This is a genomic window from Allobrachymonas chironomi DSM 19884, from assembly GCF_000374625.1.
GTDB lineage: Bacteria > Pseudomonadota > Gammaproteobacteria > Burkholderiales > Burkholderiaceae_C > Brachymonas > Brachymonas chironomi.
Window position 1 is genome coordinate 20,658 of sequence record NZ_KB894766.1, and the last position, 15,175, is coordinate 35,832.

Consider the following 15,175-nt stretch of genomic DNA (forward strand, 5'->3'; position numbering starts at 1 on the left):
TCTCCTGTGTGCTCAGCGCAGGGCCATGCGCCGGCTTTCCACGATTGTAGGCGTGATGAAGACCAGCATCTCCTTCTTTTCCGTCACCTGGCTGCGCGAGCGGAACAGCCCTCCCAGCCAGGGAATATCGCCCAGCAGCGGTACTCTGGTCACGTCCTCGCGCTCGCTGATCTCGAAAATCCCGCCAATCACCAGCGTGCCGCCGTTTTCCACCTCCACCTGGGTCTGGATGTGCTTGGTATCAACGGCAAAGCCATTCAGCGTGGTGCGCCCGACCGAATCCTTGTTCACATCCAGCTCCAGCGCAATCTGGCCCTCGGGCGTGATCTGCGGTGTCACCTCCAGCTTCAGATTGGCCTTGCGGAACGCCAGCGAAGTCGCCCCGCTGGCGGTGGCCACCTGGTAGGGCAGTTCGGTGCCCTGCTCGATCAGCGCCCGGGTCTGGTCCGCCGTAACCACACGCGGGCTGGACACCAACCGCCCCTTGCCATCGGCCTGCAGCGCCGAAATCTCCAGTGTCACCAAGCGCGAGGCACCGGCACTGAACAGCGACAGGCCCAGGGCTGCCGGCGCAAAGCCGTTCTGTCCCAGGGCTGGCAGCTGGTACAGCGGGGTGGCGGCCTGCCCCGGAGCCGCCGCCACGCCCAGCCGGTGGTCGTGGCCCAGCGCCATGCCCGACGGCCCGTTCGGCTGCCCCAGCACCGACAGCCGCGCGCCCAGGGACTGGCCCCAGTTCTCGCCGGCCTCGACGATGCGCGCCTCGATCATCACCTGCCGCACCGGAATATCCAGCCGCTGGATCAGATCCCCGATCTGTGCCTGCACCGCCGCCACATCCTGCACCACCAGCTGGTTGGTGCGGGCATCGGCAAATGCCGAGCCACGTGCACTCAGCATACGCCCGGTCTGGGTACCACCACCATGCACCTGCTGCGCCAGATCGGTGGCACGCGCATAGCTGAGCCGGTAGCTGCGCGATTCGAGCACGCCATCGGCAGGTTCCGATTGCGCCTGCTGCTGCAGCGTCGTCAGCTCCTGCTGCGGCGCCACCCAGATCACCAGGCCATTGCGCTGCATCGCCAGCCCGCGCGTCTGCAGGATCACATCGAGCGCCTGCTCCCAGGGCACGTCCTTCAGGCGCAGGCTCATGCGCCCCTGCACGCTATCAGCCGCGACGATATTGATGCCGGTGAAGTCGGCCAGCACCTGCAGCAGCGCCCGCACCTCGATGTCCTGGAACTGCAGCGACAGGCGCTTGCCGCGATAGCGCACCGGGTTGCGTGGCGTGGGCGATCCCGGCTGCGCGTAGCGGGTTGCCTCGGCAGGTGCCTGCACCGCGGCCGGCTTCAGCACATCGGCAGCGGCCGCCACGGGGGGCGTCGCGCTTCCCGCCACCACGGTAGCGAGTCGCTGCGGCGGCAGCACGGCATTTCCGGCGGTGCCTACCAGCGCCCCGGTCTGCGGCGGCGGCATGGCCGGGGCCGGTTGCAGCAGCTGTGCGCCACACCACACGGGCCACAGCAGCCCGGCCGGCAGCAAGCGTCGGATCAACCCATCGGCCTTCATGGCTGCTCCTGCTGCAGTGCCAGGCGCTGCACGCCCGCTCCGTCGGGCAGGCGCAACAGCAATTGCGTGTCATCCATGGACAGCACCCTGGCCTGTTCAGCCCCAAGCGCCTCGCCGGCGCGCACCAGATGCAGCAGACTGCCGGCCTGCACCAGCGCCACCCGCCGCGAGTCCTGCTGCATCCAGCCCTGGTAACGCATCTGCTCCAGCGGCAGCGCCTGCGCATCGCCCGTGCTGGCCACGGCATGCCCCGACAGCGGCCGGAACGGATCACGCCCCACCGTCCCTCGCTCTGTTGCCGATGCCGATGCCGCCAGCTCGGCCTGCAGCAGCCCGGCATATTGCTGCGCCGGCTCCTGTAGCGCCAGGCCTTGCTGCGGCACCGCGGCACTGGCCGGCAACTGCGGCAATTCCCCTGCCACCGGCTCGCTGCACCCCTGCAGGCACAGCACCAGCAGCGCCCCGCCCCATCCTGTCTGACCCCTGTTCATGCTGCCTCTCCCTGATTGCGCTTGCTCTTGCCGCGCTTGCCCTGTTGTTGTTCCTGCGGGCTGGCCAGCCGATAGCCCACCAGACGCAGCTTCAGCCGCAGTTCGCCTGTCGCCGTTCTGCTCCTGCCGGTTTCGGCTGCCAGCTGCCAGCGCCGCACCACCGTCACCGGCTCCAGTTGCGCCAGCGCAACGGCCAGTGCCTGCATCGCGGCGAAGCTGCCACTGCACTCCAGCTCCACTGGCTGCTCCATCAGCCCGCCTTCCAGCCGCTTCGGCTTCATCGGCTTGAAGCGTCGCAGCTGCAGTCCCGGCACGGCAAACTGCAAGCGCGCCTGCCAGACCGATTCCTGCCAATCCTGCGGCAGCTCACGCTGCAGCTGCTCCTGCAGGCCGGTCAGCTGCTGGCGGATGCGGACAACCTCCGGCTGACGCTGCAACTGGCGCTGCAAGCTCTCGCGCTGCTGCTGCAGGCTCAGCTGCTCTGCCATGGCCAGCTGGCGCTGCTGCTCCAGCGGCTGCAACAACAGCAGCCAGCCCGCTCCCGCGGTCAACACCGCCGCCAGCAAGCAGGACAGCAGGCGCAGCTGCCAGGACCAGTCCTGCGGCGGGCGCGAGCGCCATCCACTCCAGTCGATCGCTGACAGGCGGCTCATGGCATGTCCTCCGTCGCAGCCGATGCCGATGACGACGCCCCGGCCGGCATGGCCGGCAACGGACGCAAATCCGGCAGCATGCGCTGACCCCACTCCCAGCGCAGCAGCCAGGTTCCCTGCCCACCGGATCCTGGCGTCACGCCATGCTCCTGCTGCAACAGCCGTCCATCGAGCCCGGCCTCGGCCACCGCATCCCCGAGTGCCGGCAAGGCATCGGCACGGGCGGTTTCTCCCTGCAGGCTCCAGCCCGCCTCCTGCCATTCGAGTTGCCGCAGTTGCACGCCTTCCGGCATGCCGGTCGCCAGCCATTGCATCAGCAGCTGCGGCCATTCACGCAAGGGCTGCAAGGCCTGCCGCCATTGCCATTGCTGTTGCAACTGGTGCAGCGCTGCTTCCTCGGTGTGCAACTGCTGCATCGCCTGCCGGGCCTGTTGCAGCTGCTGTCGTTCCTGCTCCGCGCGCGTCTGTTCGCGCTGCAAGGCCTGCTGCAAGCCGGTATACACCATGACATTCAGCGCCAGCCCGGACAGCACGGCCAGCGCCAACCCCAGTTGCCAGAAGCGCAAGCGCCGTTGCCGTGCCTGCGCGCGCCAGGGCAGAAAGTTCAGGGCGTCCATGTCGGCTCCTGCTGCCAGGCCAGACCATAGGCCGTCAGCCAAGCGGGCGACAAACCGGCGGCCGGCTCCAGACAACGCCAGGCCCTGCCAGTCTGTGCCTGTAGCGATGACAGGACATGCTCCGCATCCACATCCGTACCCGCCACCCAGGCCTCGGCCGCCAGCAGCCAGCCTGGATCCGGCAAGGCCGACAACAAGGCCGGCACCAGATCCAGCCAGGCTCCGTCCGTACCTGCACGCTGCTGTGGCAGGCGCTGCTGCCACCAGGGCCGCCCCTGCTGCAACACCTGCAGCAGCAACTGGCCCGATCCCGCATGCAACAGCAGCAACTGCAAGGCGGCCGGCTGTTGCCGCAGGCCATGTATCGCCGCCCGGTGCGCGGCATGCGAGGCGGCATCGACCGACAACAGTTGCAATCCCGCCACACGTGCAGCCTGCTGCAGCTGTTCCAGCCGCTGCCGGTCTGCCGCCACCACCAGCACCTCCTGCCGCGTGGCACCAGCTTCGCCCGGCAGCAGCTGGAAGTCCAGCGCCGGCAGCTCCAGCTGATCCGCCCCGGCCTGGCGTTGCCATTCGGCCTGCACCAGCGCCTCCAGCTCGGAGGCGGACACGCCCGCCGGCAGGCGCAGCCAGCGCCGTTGCAACATCGATTCCGGCAATGCCGCACGCACACGGCGCGGCAACCCGTCCCCCTGCTGCCAGAGCTGCTGCAGGCAATCTGCCAGTTGCTGCGCCCCGGCACTACCGGCCGGCATGGCTGTCAGCGGCCAGTCCAGCTGATGGTGCTGCACTGTCTGCCGGCCGGCAGCGGCCTGCACCAGACGCAAGCCGGCATCGGACCAGTCCAGTCCGACATGGGCCTGTGCGCGCCGGAAACGGCCCGCCAGAGGCCGGGAGGAGAAAAAAGGATATCGCATGATTTAGTATTTTAGTATTAAATCGTGCGGTTTGCATCCAGACGATCCCGTTGCTGCCGCGCAGCCTTGTTACAGCCTTTGCACGCCCGGATCACCCCACAAGCGCCGCCTTGATGCACAATGCGGGATGACTTTTTTGGGGCAAGGGGTGGTTGCGCCTGCAGCCGGCTCCTGCCCGTACCCGTGTCCGCCATGAGCCCATCCAACGATTCTTCCCAGACCCCTGCCCAGCCGCCCCGGCAGAAACGCCACTGGCTGGTCCGCCTGTTCCTGTGGCTGATCGGCCTGCTGGCTGCCGGTGCCGCCACCGTGGCCCTGCTGGCCGCCGTGGCCCTGTCCGTCGCCTACCCCAACCTGCCGGATGTCTCCAGCCTGCAGAACTACCAGCCCAAGCTGCCGCTGCGCATCTACTCGTCCGAAGGCAATCTGATCAACGAATTCGGTGAAGAACGCCGCAGTTACGTGCCGTTCGACGAAATTCCGGCCATCATGAAGAACGCCGTGCTGGCGATCGAGGACGCCCGCTTCTACGAACACAACGGCATCGACTATGTCGGCGTGATGCGTGCCGGCCTGGCCAACTTCAGCAAGGCACGCAGTCAGGGCGCTTCCACCATCACCATGCAGGTGGCGCGCAACGTCTACCTCTCTTCCGAAAAGACCTTCACGCGCAAGATCTACGAGATGATGCTGGCGTTCAAGCTGGAGCGCAATCTCAGCAAGGACCAGATCCTCGAGATCTACATGAACCAGATCTTCCTGGGCAACCGCGCCTACGGCTTTGCTGCCGCTTCCGAAGCCTACTTCGGCAAGCCGCTGCAGCAGATCAACCTGGCCGAAGCCGCCATGCTGGCCGGCCTGCCCAAGGCCCCCTCGCTCTACAACCCGATCGTGAACCCGAGCCGGGCCCGCGTGCGCCAGCTCTACATCCTGGACCGCATGGTCGAGACCGGCTTCATCACGCAGCAACAGGCTGACGAAGCCAAAAACACCGAACTCGTGCTGCAGCGCGCCACCTACGGTGACAACGTGCACGCCGAATACGTGGGGGAAATGGTGCGCCAGCTGATTTATGACCAGTACGGTGCCGATACCTACACGCGCGGCCTGAACGTTTACACCACCATCTCCACCGAAGAGCAGCACGCCGCCTACAAGGCGGTGCGCACCGGCATCCTGAACTACGATACAGGCCGCAGCTACCGCGGCCCCGAGCACTTCATCACCCTGCCGACCGATCCGGACCTGCTCGAGGAAGCGATTTCCGATGCGCTGATCGAATACCCGGATGCCGGTGAAATGAAGGCCGCCGTCGTCACCGAGGCCTCGCCCCGCAAGGTCGTGGTACGCCGCAGCGACAACGATCCCATCAGCATCACCGGCAACGGCCTGCGCTTCGTCAGCTTCTCGCTGTCGAACAAGGCCAACGACAAGCAGAAGATCCGCCCCGGTGCCATCGTGCGCGTGGTCGAGAACAAGGGCAGCTGGACCATCCGCCAACTGCCTGAAGTGGAAGCCGCGCTGGTGTCCCTGGATCCGCAAAGCGGTGCCATCAAGGCCCTGGTCGGCGGTTTCGACTTCAACAAGAGCAAGTTCAACCACGTGACGCAGGCCTTCCGCCAGCCGGGCTCCAGCTTCAAGCCCTTCATCTACTCGGCCGGTCTGGAAGAAGGCATCATGCCGAGCACCGTGGTGAGCGACTCCGAGCTGGTGTTCGATTCCAGCGTCACCGGTGGCAAGCCCTGGTCGCCGAAAAACTATGATGGCCGCTTCGGCCCGCCGCTGACGGTACGCCAGGCCCTGGCCAAGTCGCGCAACATGGTCTCGATCCGCATCCTGCAGTCGGTCGGCACCCAGAAGACCCAGGACTGGGTGGGCCGCTTCGGCTTCCCGGCAGACCGCACACCGCCCTATCTGACGATGGCGCTCGGCGCCAACTCCACCACACCGCTGGAAATGGCGGTCGGCATGTCGGTGTTCGCCAATGGCGGTCATGGTGTCAGCCCCTACGTGATCTCGATGATCAAGGACCAGCGCGGCAACGTGCTGTCCGAGGTGCAGCCGGCCGAGCTGACCGAGCAGCGCCGCGTGATCCCGGCGCGCAACGCCTTCATCATGAACAGCCTGCTGAACGAGGTCACCACCACCGGTACCGCGGCCAAGGCCAGTGGCCAGCTCGGCCGCCGTGACCTGTTCGGCAAGACCGGTACCACCAACGACTCCAAGGACGCCTGGTTCGCCGGCTACCAGCCGACCCGCACCGCCGTGGTCTGGATGGGCTTCGACAACCCGCGCAACCTGGGCGACCGCGAAACCGGTGGCGGCCTGAGCCTGCCGATCTGGATCGATTACATGAAGGTCGCACTCAAGGGCGTGCCGCTGGCCAAGGCGCCCAACCCGCCGGAAGGCGTGACGCGCCAGGGCGACTGGGTCTACACCGAATATGCCGGTGGTCGCGGCATTGCACGCATTGGCGTGGCCAGCAACTACAGCGCGGCACCGGCAGCACGCAGGAACGGCGGCAGTCCCAGTGGCGGCAGCGACAGCGCTCCGCCACCTGCCGACAATGTCGGCGCACACTCCACCGATCCGTTCGGCGGCAACTAAACGTCATCAGCGGCAGGCATCCCCTGCCGCTGCCGGTTTTCAGGGTCAGGCAAACTGCAGTGGCAGACCGGACTGCTCGCTGGCCAGCTGGCTCAGGTGGGCAAAAAACTCGCCATGGCCCTTGGTGTCCTGCCAGGCCTGGCCATCAAAGGTATAGTGGTAACCACCCGCCTTGGCCGCCATCCAGATTTCGTGCAGGGGCTTTTGCAGGTTGATCACGATCTGGCTGCGGTTCGGAAACACCAGCGTGATCATGCCGCCCACGCGCTGGTTGTCGATATCGGCATCGGTCTCGTCATTGATACGGTCGCAGCAGGCCTCGACGCGGCGCAATACCTGCTCGGCAGCCTCAAGATATTCCAGGTCAGTCATTACAATTCCAGCTATGGTGAAAGTCCGAAACATTGTACGCATCGCCCTGTTGCCCTTGACTGCAGCAGTGCTATCGGCCTGCGGCCAAACCGGCGATCTCTACCTGCCCACGGAACCCGGGGCAGCGCAGCGCGCACGCCTGCACGAGCTGATCATTCCGGGGCTGAAGCGCGGCAACCCGGCTGCCGTTGCAGATACGGAACCCGCACCGCCACCAGTCCCCACCGAAGCGGACCGCATCCAGAGCACCATTCCCTCCAACCCCGGCCTGTAAACCGGCCGGCACTGCCCTTTCTGCCCATGACCTCCCTCCCCGGATCCCCTTTCCTGGCCCGTGACGCCGCCGGCTCCCTGACTGTCGATGGCGTCTCCGTGGCCGAGCTGGCACGCGAACACGCGACCCCGCTGTTCATCTACTCTAGGGCCGCCATGCTGCACGCGCTGGCCGCCTACCAGCGTGGCTTCGAGGGCCGCAACGCCCAGATCTGCTACGCCATGAAGGCCAACTCCACGCTGGCCGTGCTGCAGGTATTCGCCCAGGCCGGCTGCGGCTTCGACATCGTTTCCGGTGGCGAGCTGGAGCGTGCGCTGGCCGCCGGTGGCGATCCGGCCAAAATCATTTTCTCCGGCGTCGGCAAGACACGCGCCGAGATGCGCCAGGCGCTGCAGGCCGGCATCGGCTGCTTCAACATCGAAAGCCTGCCCGAGCTGGACGTGCTGTCCGAAGTTGCCGCCGGCATGGGCCTGCGCGCCCCCATCAGCATCCGCGTCAACCCCAACGTCGATGCCAAAACCCACCCCTACATCTCCACCGGCCTCAAGGGCAACAAGTTCGGCATCGCGCACGAAGATGCGCTGCAGGCCTACCAGCACGCCGCCAGCCTGCCCGGCCTGCGCGTGGTCGGCATCGACTGCCACATCGGCTCGCAGATCACCGAGATGGATCCCTATCTCGATGCCATGGAGCGCATGCTGGACCTGTTCCAGCAGATCGAGGCTGCCGGCATCCCGCTGGAGCATTTCGACTTTGGCGGCGGTCTGGGCATCACCTACACCGACGAGCAGCCGCCGGCCGCCGATGCACTGTGGCAGCAGTTGCTGGCACGCATGGACGCACGCGGCCTGGGCCAGCGCAAGCTGATGATCGAACCCGGCCGCTCGCTGGTCGGCAACGCCGGCATCTGCCTGACCGAAGTGCTCTATCTCAAGGATGGCGAAGAGAAGAACTTCTGCGTCGTCGATGCCGCCATGAACGACCTGCCGCGCCCCGCCATGTACGAAGCCTTCCACCAGATCGTGCCGGTGCAGCAGCGCCCTGCCAGCCCGGTCACCTACGACGTGGTCGGACCGATCTGCGAAAGCGGTGACTGGCTGGGCCGCGACCGCGATCTGGCCGTGCAGCCGGGCGATCTGCTGGCAGTACTGTCTGCCGGCGCCTACTGCATGAGCATGGCCAGCACCTACAACAGCCGTGGCCGCGCCGCCGAAGTGCTGATCGCTGACGGCCAGGCGCACCTGGTAGCGCCGCGCGAATCGGTCCGGGACATCTACCAGCGCGAACGCCTGCTGTAAGCCGCTGCCGGGCCGGGTGCCCTACCCGACTTTCCCGACACACAGGGGCTGCCACGGCAGCCCCTGTTGCATGCATGCTGCCGGCGCGCTCAGTGGTGACCGCAGGAGCCGCCGCTGCTGCCGCGGTTCCAGTACCACAGCCGCCAGCCCAGCAAAGCCGTCAGGATCAGCGCATAGATCCAGACCTCCAGCACATCATTCTTGCTGCCACGCATCCACAGGAAATGCACGATGGCAAAGCCTGCCGCCAGATAAATAATGCGATGCAGCGCCTGCCAGTTGGCACCGCCCAGCCGGCGAATCGCGGCATTGTTCGACGTCAGCGCCAGCGGCAGCAACAGCGCATAGGCCAACATTCCCATCAGGATGAAGGCGCGATCCGCCACGTCCGCCAGCAGCTCCGACAGGCTGAAGCCCATTTGCAGCCAGACATACAGCAGCAGGTGCACGCTGGCATAAAGGAAAACCGACAGACCGAACACGCGCCGGAAACGCAGCAGCTGCGGCAAGCTGAAGGTGACGCGCAGCGGCGTGACCGCCAGTGTCAGGCACAGCATGCGCAAGGCCCAGTCGCCGGCACCACGCACCAGCGCCTCCTCCGGGTTCACATAGGCTCCGCTGGCGGCCTGCCACCACAGCCACAGCAGGGGCAGCAGGCACAGCAGCCAGACCAGGGGACGGGTCCAGGACTGGACCAGCAGGCGTTTCAGCGATTCCATTTTCTTTCCGTTCTGCCCCGCAGGGCGGTTTGTCATCGATTCCGTTTCAGTAATAGGTGGCCAGATCCATGCCCTGGTACAGGCTGGCGACCTGCTCGCCATAGCCATTGAACAGCTGCGTCTGGCGACGCGGGCTGCGCAGACTGTCGCCAATGCGACGCTCAGTTGCCTGGCTCCAGCGCGGATGCGCCACCTCCGGGTTCACATTGGCATAAAAGCCGTATTCGTTGGGTACGGCGCGCATCCAGGCCGAGACCGGCAGCTGCTCGGTCAGGCGAATGCGTACCAGGGACTTGGCACTCTTGAAGCCGTATTTCCAGGGCACTACCAGCCGCAGCGGCGCGCCGTTCTGCTTCGGCAGCACCTCGTCATACATGCCAAACGCCAGCAGGGTCAGCGGGTGCATGGCCTCGTCCAGCCGCAGACCTTCCACATAGGGCCAGTCCAGGATCCGGCTGCGCAAACCGGGCATCTGCTGCGCATCGGCCAGCGTGCTGAACTCGACATAGCGCGCACTGCCCATCGGTTCCACCTGCTTCAGCAGCGCCGACAGCGAATAGCCGATCCAGGGAATCACCATGCTCCAGCCCTCGACACAGCGCAAGCGGTAGACGCGCTGCTCCATCGGGGCCAGTTGCAGCAGCTCCTCCAGCCCGAGCGTGACAGGCTTGTGCACCAGACCTTCGATGCGCACGCTCCAGGGCGTGGTCTGCAGGCTGCCGGCATGCTGGACCGGATCACTCTTGCCGGTACCGAACTCGTAGAAATTATTGTAATGCGTGGCATCGTGCTGCGTGGTCAGCACCTCCTCGCTCGTGGCACCGGCAACGTCCGATGGCACGGCCGACAGCGCCACGCCCGGCTGCGGCTGCAGCGCCGGCTGCTGCCAGCGCCGGTACAGGGGGAACGCCGCCACGCCGGCCGCTCCTGCCGCCGCCAGCCCCATCAGCTGCAGCCAGCGTCGCCGAGCCGCGTAGGCCTGCGGCGGCGTGATCTCGCTCGGGACAGGATGTTCATAGCCGCGATCGCGGTGGTGGTGCATGGTGCGTGCCTCTCCAGACAGGGCCGGAATGCCCCTGCAACGATCCTAACGCAAAGCGCATATCCCCGGGCCGGTCAGTGCCGTCCACGAAAAAGGCGCATGACCGGTTGGCCATGCGCCTCATGCGGGCGATCCCGCCGGGGGATCAAAGCGTACCGTAGCTGTGCAGGCCGCTCAGGAACATGTTCACGCCGATAAAGGCGAAGGTGGTGATGGCCAGACCCACCAGCGCCCACCAGGCCGCCACGGTACCGCGCAGCCCCTTCATCAGGCGCATGTGCAGCCAGGCCGCATAGTTCAACCAGACGATCAGCGCCCAGGTCTCCTTCGGGTCCCAGCTCCAGTAGCCACCCCAGGCCTCGGCGGCCCACAGCGCCCCCAGCACGGTGGCAATGGTGAAGAAGGCAAAGCCGACCGCAATCGACTTGTACATCACGTCATCCAGCACTTCCAGGGCCGGCAGGCGTGCGGCAATCGTCTTGCGGCCCAGGATGATGGTGGCCACGATCAGCGCCGAGACGCCAAAGTACACCGCCCAGTAGCTGCTCATGCCGCTTACGCTGCTGCGGAACACGATCGGCTCGAAACACAGCACGATACCCAGCAGCCACAACGGAGCCAGCTTGTACCACCTGGTCTCGGTCGCCTGCTTCTTGATCAGGTAGGCAAAAGCCACCATGGCGGCCAGCGCAAACGTTCCGTAGCCGACGAAGTTGGCCGGCACGTGCAGCTTCATCCACCAGCTCTGCAGCGCCGGTACCAGCGGCTGGATCGCCTGCGCCTCGCGTACCAGCGTGTACCAGAGCAGGAAGCCGACTGCGGCACTCACCACCAGCATCACGAACGCGCCCAGGGCACGCGTGCGGTACTGCATCTCGTAGTACAGGTAGAACAGCGCCGTCATCCAGCAGAACAGCACGAACACCTCGTACAGGTTGCTTACCGGAATGTGGCCAATGCCGGCGCCGATATGGTGACTCTCGTACCAGCGCACCATGGTGCCGATCAGCGCCAGCGCCACACCGGCCCAGGCCAGACGCGATCCCAGCAGCTCCAGCGCATTGCCGCTGTAACGGTCGGCCTCGTCCTTGCCGCCCGTGAACATGCCGATCCAGTAGAACAGCGTGCTCATGAAGAACAGCATGCACATCCAGAGGATGGCCGACTGGCTGGAGATGAAGTACTTCAGCAGGAACACATCCTCGGAACGCTGCAGGTCGCCGCCATACAGCCAGATCGCCAGCAGCGAAACGACCGCCACGCCCAGCATCAGGCGTGCCGCCGGACGCCAGAACCAGCCCAGCCAGATCACGCAGGGAATGGTGCCGATCAGGATCGCCTTTTCATAAACGTCCATGGCGTGGTTGTAATGCATCAGCGCATACACCCCGCCCACCACGGCGAGCAGCGCAAACAGCCAGTCGAACAGGCTGCGCCGGCTGAAGAAACCCTCGTTCAGGGTGATGTTCTGCACCTCGTGCGAGGGCAGCTTGGTAGTGGAACTCATGGACGTGCTCATGACGGGCGTTCTCCCAGCAGGTACTGCTTCAATGCGTCAAATTCCTTGTCGCTGTCCAGGTTGCGACGATTGCTCGAAAGCGCCATGGTAGCGCCCGAGGCCTCCGGCTGTCCATCTTCGTGTGCGGCCGGACGCACCCAGACCCAGATGCGGCGCTCGGTGATGTACAACATGGCAAACACGCCCAGGATCAGGAACAGGCAGCCCAGATAGACCACCCACTTGCCCGGCGCGCGCGTGACCTGGAACACGCTGGCCTGCACCTGGGTGAAGGTCTCCAGCTGGAACAGCACCGGCTCCGGGTACAGCGGGGCATCGCTCAATGCCACCACGGCCTGGGCCAGCCAGGCACGATGCCGCTCCTCGTCCATGTCCAGCGCCGGCAGCTTGCTGCGTTCGCGCGACAGTTGCAGCAGCTCCACCATGGAACCATTCAGCATGCGCAGCAGCACATCGCCAAAACGCTGCTGGTCTTCCGGCGGGATGGTCTGCTCGATAAAGCGGGCCACCGCCTGCAGGCCGAAGCTGCGCGCCGCCTCGCTATTGCTGTCGCGGCGAGCCGCGTCCAGGTTGGCCGGATCACCGGCAAACAGGTCCAGCACACGGCCGGCCGACAGGGCCAGCTGTTCCTGCACCTGCTGGTTCGCCACCCCGGTGGCCTGTGTCACATAGCGGCGCACCGCCTCGGCACGCAGCGCCGGATCATTCAGGGCCAGGCGCAAACGCTGGAATTCGTCGAGCGATCCGTTGTCATCGGCCGGAATGCGCAGGTAGCGGAAGTTCTCGTCCGTGTCATTGCGCACGCCGAACAGGAATTCGGCCGGGCTGCCATCCCCTGCCGCAACCGGCAGCATGTAGTTGACAAATTCACGCGCCTGTCCGGCACTGTCGCGCAGCTTGTAGACCACGCTCGGGCCAACGTTGCGCAGCTCATGCGCCTTGCGGTTCTGCGCCGATCCCAGGTTGTCGTGCAGCTTCTGCTGCAGATCCACGCCACGCACATCGACAGCACCGGAATTCAGGTTGCTGAAGTTCTCGACGTTGATGGTGCGCAGATCCGTCACTTCCAGCGTGCGCTTGTCCTGGCCATTGGTGATCTCCACGGCGCGGCCGACCGCCGTATCCACCGAGAACGGAGCAACCTGCCCCCCCATGGCCACGGCCTTCAGCTTCACCGGCGAACCGCCATCCTCGAAACTGGACTGGTAGATCTGGATGCCCTTGTAGCTGGCCGGGTGGTTGACCTCGATGCGCTGCGGAATCGCTTCGCCGGTTTCCTTGTCGTGGATGACGACTTCACTGGCAAACACGCGCGGCATGCCGGTGGGGTAATACTCGACGATGAACTTCTTCAGCTCCAGGCCAAACGGCAGCTCCTGGATCAGCACGCCATCCTTCTGCAACAGGATGGCGGCATCGGCGGTGCTGCCCTCGGGCACGAACAGGTTGCCGCGGAAAGTCGGGTTGCGCACGCTCAGGCGATGCTGCTCGGGCACATCAGCCACCATGCCGGCCCCGCTGAACGGCTGCTTGCCATTGAACCAGGTCTGCATGCGCACCATCAGGTCGCCATCCAGCAGGCCGCCCAGACAGATCAGCACGATGGCGCTGTGCGCCGCCAGATAGCCGATCTTGTTGGCGCCCCCCTTCTTGGCGGCCACCATCCAGCCACCCTGCGCGCCCTGGCGCTGCTGCAGCCTGACCTTCCAGCCCTTGCCGGCGAGTTTCTCGCCCAGGCTGCGTGCGGCCTGTGCCGGCTCCTGCGGCAGCGTGGCTTCGGCCTTGTAGCCAAAAGCCTGCAGCGCACGCACGTGGATGTTTTCCTTGTAGCTCTTGAGATCCGCCAGGATCTTGGGCGTATGGCGCGCAATGCACAGCGAGGTGCTGATCACCAGAAACGCCAGAATCAGCAGAAACCACCAGGCGCTGTACACCGAGTACAGGTTCAGCTGCTCGAATACGCGGGCCCAGAATGGCCCGAACTGGTTGATGTAGTTGTTGAACGGCTGGTGCTGGGTGATGACCGTGCCGATCACCGAGGCAATGCAGATGACGGTCAGCAGCGCAATCGCAAAGCGCATCGAGGACAGCAGCTCGACGGCAGCACGCATCCAGCGACCGCCCCGGCGAACCTCGTAACCTTGTGTGGAAAATGTTGTCATGCAGGATGGGCCCGGCATACGGGCTGCTGGTGCGGGGGCGTCACCCGCCTGGCGTCTGTGGACTGGAATCCGTCATCATAACGCGCACGAAAAAGGCGGGTACGCAACCCGCCTTTTATGGTGCCGGACGGGAGGCAGCGCAAACTGGCGAGCTGCACACTCGATGGCAGGATCAGCGCAGACCCTGGATGTAGTCTGCCACAGCCTTGATCTGGGCATCGTTCATGCCGTTGACGACATGCGGCATGACCAGGTCGTTCTTGCGGACGCCGTCACGGAAATCCTTGAGCTGCAGCTCGGTGTAGTCGGCCTTCTGGCCTGCCAGGCGCGGGTACTTGATCGGCATGCCGGCACCGTTGGGAGCGTGGCAGGCGGCACAGGCCGGCACGGCACGGCTGGCAATGCCACCGCGCCAGATCTTTTCGCCCAGTGCCAGGCTTTCCTGGTTGGTTGCGGCCAGCTTGTTGGCCTTCTGGGAGGCAAAATAGTAGGCCACGTCAACCATGTCCTGATCGCTCAGGGCGGCAGCATAACCGTTCATGACGGTACCCTTGCGGGCGTTGCTCTTGAATTCCTTGAGCTGCTTGATCATGTACTCGGGATGCTGCTGCGCCACCACCGGGTAACCGGCGATCACGGAGTTGCCATCGGCGTTGTGGCAGGCAATACACACACTGTTCACGATGGCCTTGCCCTTGGCCAGGTCAGGCTTCGGCTTGGCCGTCGGCGTGGCTGCCACGGCAGCACCTGCAGCCGTGAACAGCAGAGCGGAAATCAGGGAAGCGGCAATAGTGGATACGGGCTTCATAGTCGGCATCAGTCTGGGGTGAACGGAACAACCGGTGCTGCGCAATCCGGGTAAACTTGGCCATTCTACAACGGCCCGTAACCAAAATTGACAGATTCACCGTAACTGTCGCGGATCGTAGTCAACAATT

At 65.2% G+C, this 15,175-nt stretch carries 14 protein-coding genes; 3 read left to right on the top strand and 11 right to left on the bottom strand.

Going from position 1 to position 15,175, the window contains the following annotated elements; translation table 11 throughout:
* Positions 1 to 12: 12 nt before the first annotated feature.
* From C513_RS12530 to pilM, 5 genes are read right to left on the bottom strand one after another with little or no spacing between them, the layout of a single operon-like run.
* Entirely contained in the window at positions 13 to 1,566 is a 1,554-nt protein-coding gene (locus C513_RS12530; protein ID WP_018714480.1) for a type IV pilus secretin PilQ, read from the bottom strand.
* On the bottom strand, positions 1,563 to 2,057 hold the full coding sequence (locus tag C513_RS0102640; RefSeq protein ID WP_018714481.1) for a pilus assembly protein PilP: 495 nt from the start codon (positions 2,055 to 2,057) through the stop codon (positions 1,563 to 1,565). Before C513_RS0102640 ends, C513_RS12530 begins: the two co-directional genes overlap by 4 nt.
* Complete coding sequence (locus C513_RS0102645; protein ID WP_018714482.1) at positions 2,054 to 2,710, bottom strand: type 4a pilus biogenesis protein PilO; 657 nt, start codon at positions 2,708 to 2,710, stop codon at positions 2,054 to 2,056. The genes C513_RS0102640 and C513_RS0102645 overlap by 4 nt, the downstream gene beginning before the upstream one ends.
* Positions 2,707 to 3,327 carry a hypothetical protein gene (locus C513_RS14395; RefSeq protein WP_018714483.1) on the bottom strand — a complete coding sequence of 207 codons (621 nt, stop codon included), beginning with the start codon at positions 3,325 to 3,327 and terminating at the stop codon, positions 2,707 to 2,709. The genes C513_RS0102645 and C513_RS14395 overlap by 4 nt, the downstream gene beginning before the upstream one ends.
* Positions 3,315 to 4,244, bottom strand: a complete 930-nt coding sequence (pilM, locus tag C513_RS0102655) for a pilus assembly protein PilM (RefSeq protein ID WP_018714484.1) — start codon at positions 4,242 to 4,244, stop codon at positions 3,315 to 3,317. Before pilM ends, C513_RS14395 begins: the two co-directional genes overlap by 13 nt.
* 192 nt (positions 4,245 to 4,436) lie before the next feature.
* Between pilM and C513_RS12535 the strand changes: the two genes are divergently transcribed.
* Positions 4,437 to 6,851, top strand: a complete 2,415-nt coding sequence (locus C513_RS12535) for a penicillin-binding protein 1A (RefSeq protein WP_018714485.1) — start codon at positions 4,437 to 4,439, stop codon at positions 6,849 to 6,851.
* A 45-nt stretch (positions 6,852 to 6,896) separates the two neighbouring features.
* Here C513_RS12535 and cyaY read toward each other — a convergent pair whose 3' ends face one another.
* On the bottom strand, positions 6,897 to 7,223 hold the full coding sequence (cyaY, locus tag C513_RS0102665; protein WP_018714486.1) for an iron donor protein CyaY: 327 nt from the start codon (positions 7,221 to 7,223) through the stop codon (positions 6,897 to 6,899).
* A 49-nt stretch (positions 7,224 to 7,272) separates the two neighbouring features.
* Here cyaY and lptM point away from each other — a divergent pair, with 49 nt between their 5' ends.
* Both lptM and lysA read left to right on the top strand, forming a co-directional pair.
* The gene (gene lptM / locus C513_RS0102670) at positions 7,273 to 7,497 is read left to right on the top strand and encodes an LPS translocon maturation chaperone LptM (RefSeq protein WP_245552799.1); all 225 of its coding nucleotides are present in this window, start codon (positions 7,273 to 7,275) and stop codon (positions 7,495 to 7,497) included.
* A gap of 26 nt (positions 7,498 to 7,523) precedes the next feature.
* Positions 7,524 to 8,795 (top strand): diaminopimelate decarboxylase, encoded by a 1,272-nt coding sequence (lysA, locus tag C513_RS0102675; RefSeq protein ID WP_026320477.1) that lies wholly within the window; start codon positions 7,524 to 7,526, stop codon positions 8,793 to 8,795.
* An 89-nt stretch (positions 8,796 to 8,884) separates the two neighbouring features.
* Here the strand turns inward: lysA and C513_RS0102680 are convergent, their stop codons facing one another.
* The 5 genes from C513_RS0102680 to C513_RS0102700 all read right to left on the bottom strand — a co-directional run bounded on the left by C513_RS0102680 (position 8,885) and on the right by C513_RS0102700 (position 15,045).
* Positions 8,885 to 9,514, bottom strand: a complete 630-nt coding sequence (locus C513_RS0102680; RefSeq protein ID WP_018714489.1) for a ferric reductase-like transmembrane domain-containing protein — start codon at positions 9,512 to 9,514, stop codon at positions 8,885 to 8,887.
* A gap of 46 nt (positions 9,515 to 9,560) precedes the next feature.
* Positions 9,561 to 10,556, bottom strand: coding sequence for a protein-methionine-sulfoxide reductase catalytic subunit MsrP (msrP, locus tag C513_RS0102685; RefSeq protein ID WP_018714490.1), 996 nt, complete (start codon positions 10,554 to 10,556; stop codon positions 9,561 to 9,563).
* Between the two features lie 145 nt (positions 10,557 to 10,701).
* The gene (gene ccsB / locus C513_RS0102690) at positions 10,702 to 12,063 is read right to left on the bottom strand and encodes a c-type cytochrome biogenesis protein CcsB (RefSeq protein ID WP_018714491.1); all 1,362 of its coding nucleotides are present in this window, start codon (positions 12,061 to 12,063) and stop codon (positions 10,702 to 10,704) included.
* An 8-nt stretch (positions 12,064 to 12,071) separates the two neighbouring features.
* Positions 12,072 to 14,237 carry a cytochrome c biogenesis protein ResB gene (locus C513_RS0102695; protein WP_026320479.1) on the bottom strand — a complete coding sequence of 722 codons (2,166 nt, stop codon included), beginning with the start codon at positions 14,235 to 14,237 and terminating at the stop codon, positions 12,072 to 12,074.
* A gap of 172 nt (positions 14,238 to 14,409) precedes the next feature.
* Positions 14,410 to 15,045: a c-type cytochrome gene (locus C513_RS0102700; protein WP_018714493.1), complete on the bottom strand. Its 636-nt coding sequence runs from the start codon at positions 15,043 to 15,045 to the stop codon at positions 14,410 to 14,412.
* Positions 15,046 to 15,175 lie beyond the last annotated feature (130 nt).

What these genes read in the sequence shown, in the direction of transcription:
- C513_RS12530 (WP_018714480.1), bottom strand. Translation starts at nt 1,566, where the DNA reads ATGAAGGCCGATGGGTTGATCCGACGCTTGCTGCCGGCCGGGCTGCTG.
- C513_RS0102640 (WP_018714481.1), bottom strand. Translation starts at nt 2,057, where the DNA reads ATGAACAGGGGTCAGACAGGATGGGGCGGGGCGCTGCTGGTGCTGTGC.
- C513_RS0102645 (WP_018714482.1), bottom strand. Translation starts at nt 2,710, where the DNA reads ATGAGCCGCCTGTCAGCGATCGACTGGAGTGGATGGCGCTCGCGCCCG.
- C513_RS14395 (WP_018714483.1), bottom strand. Translation starts at nt 3,327, where the DNA reads ATGGACGCCCTGAACTTTCTGCCCTGGCGCGCGCAGGCACGGCAACGG.
- pilM (WP_018714484.1), bottom strand. Translation starts at nt 4,244, where the DNA reads ATGCGATATCCTTTTTTCTCCTCCCGGCCTCTGGCGGGCCGTTTCCGG.
- C513_RS12535 (WP_018714485.1), top strand. Translation starts at nt 4,437, where the DNA reads ATGAGCCCATCCAACGATTCTTCCCAGACCCCTGCCCAGCCGCCCCGG.
- cyaY (WP_018714486.1), bottom strand. Translation starts at nt 7,223, where the DNA reads ATGACTGACCTGGAATATCTTGAGGCTGCCGAGCAGGTATTGCGCCGC.
- lysA (WP_026320477.1), top strand. Translation starts at nt 7,524, where the DNA reads ATGACCTCCCTCCCCGGATCCCCTTTCCTGGCCCGTGACGCCGCCGGC.
- C513_RS0102680 (WP_018714489.1), bottom strand. Translation starts at nt 9,514, where the DNA reads ATGGAATCGCTGAAACGCCTGCTGGTCCAGTCCTGGACCCGTCCCCTG.
- msrP (WP_018714490.1), bottom strand. Translation starts at nt 10,556, where the DNA reads ATGCACCACCACCGCGATCGCGGCTATGAACATCCTGTCCCGAGCGAG.
- ccsB (WP_018714491.1), bottom strand. Translation starts at nt 12,063, where the DNA reads ATGAGTTCCACTACCAAGCTGCCCTCGCACGAGGTGCAGAACATCACC.
- C513_RS0102695 (WP_026320479.1), bottom strand. Translation starts at nt 14,237, where the DNA reads ATGACAACATTTTCCACACAAGGTTACGAGGTTCGCCGGGGCGGTCGC.
- C513_RS0102700 (WP_018714493.1), bottom strand. Translation starts at nt 15,045, where the DNA reads ATGAAGCCCGTATCCACTATTGCCGCTTCCCTGATTTCCGCTCTGCTG.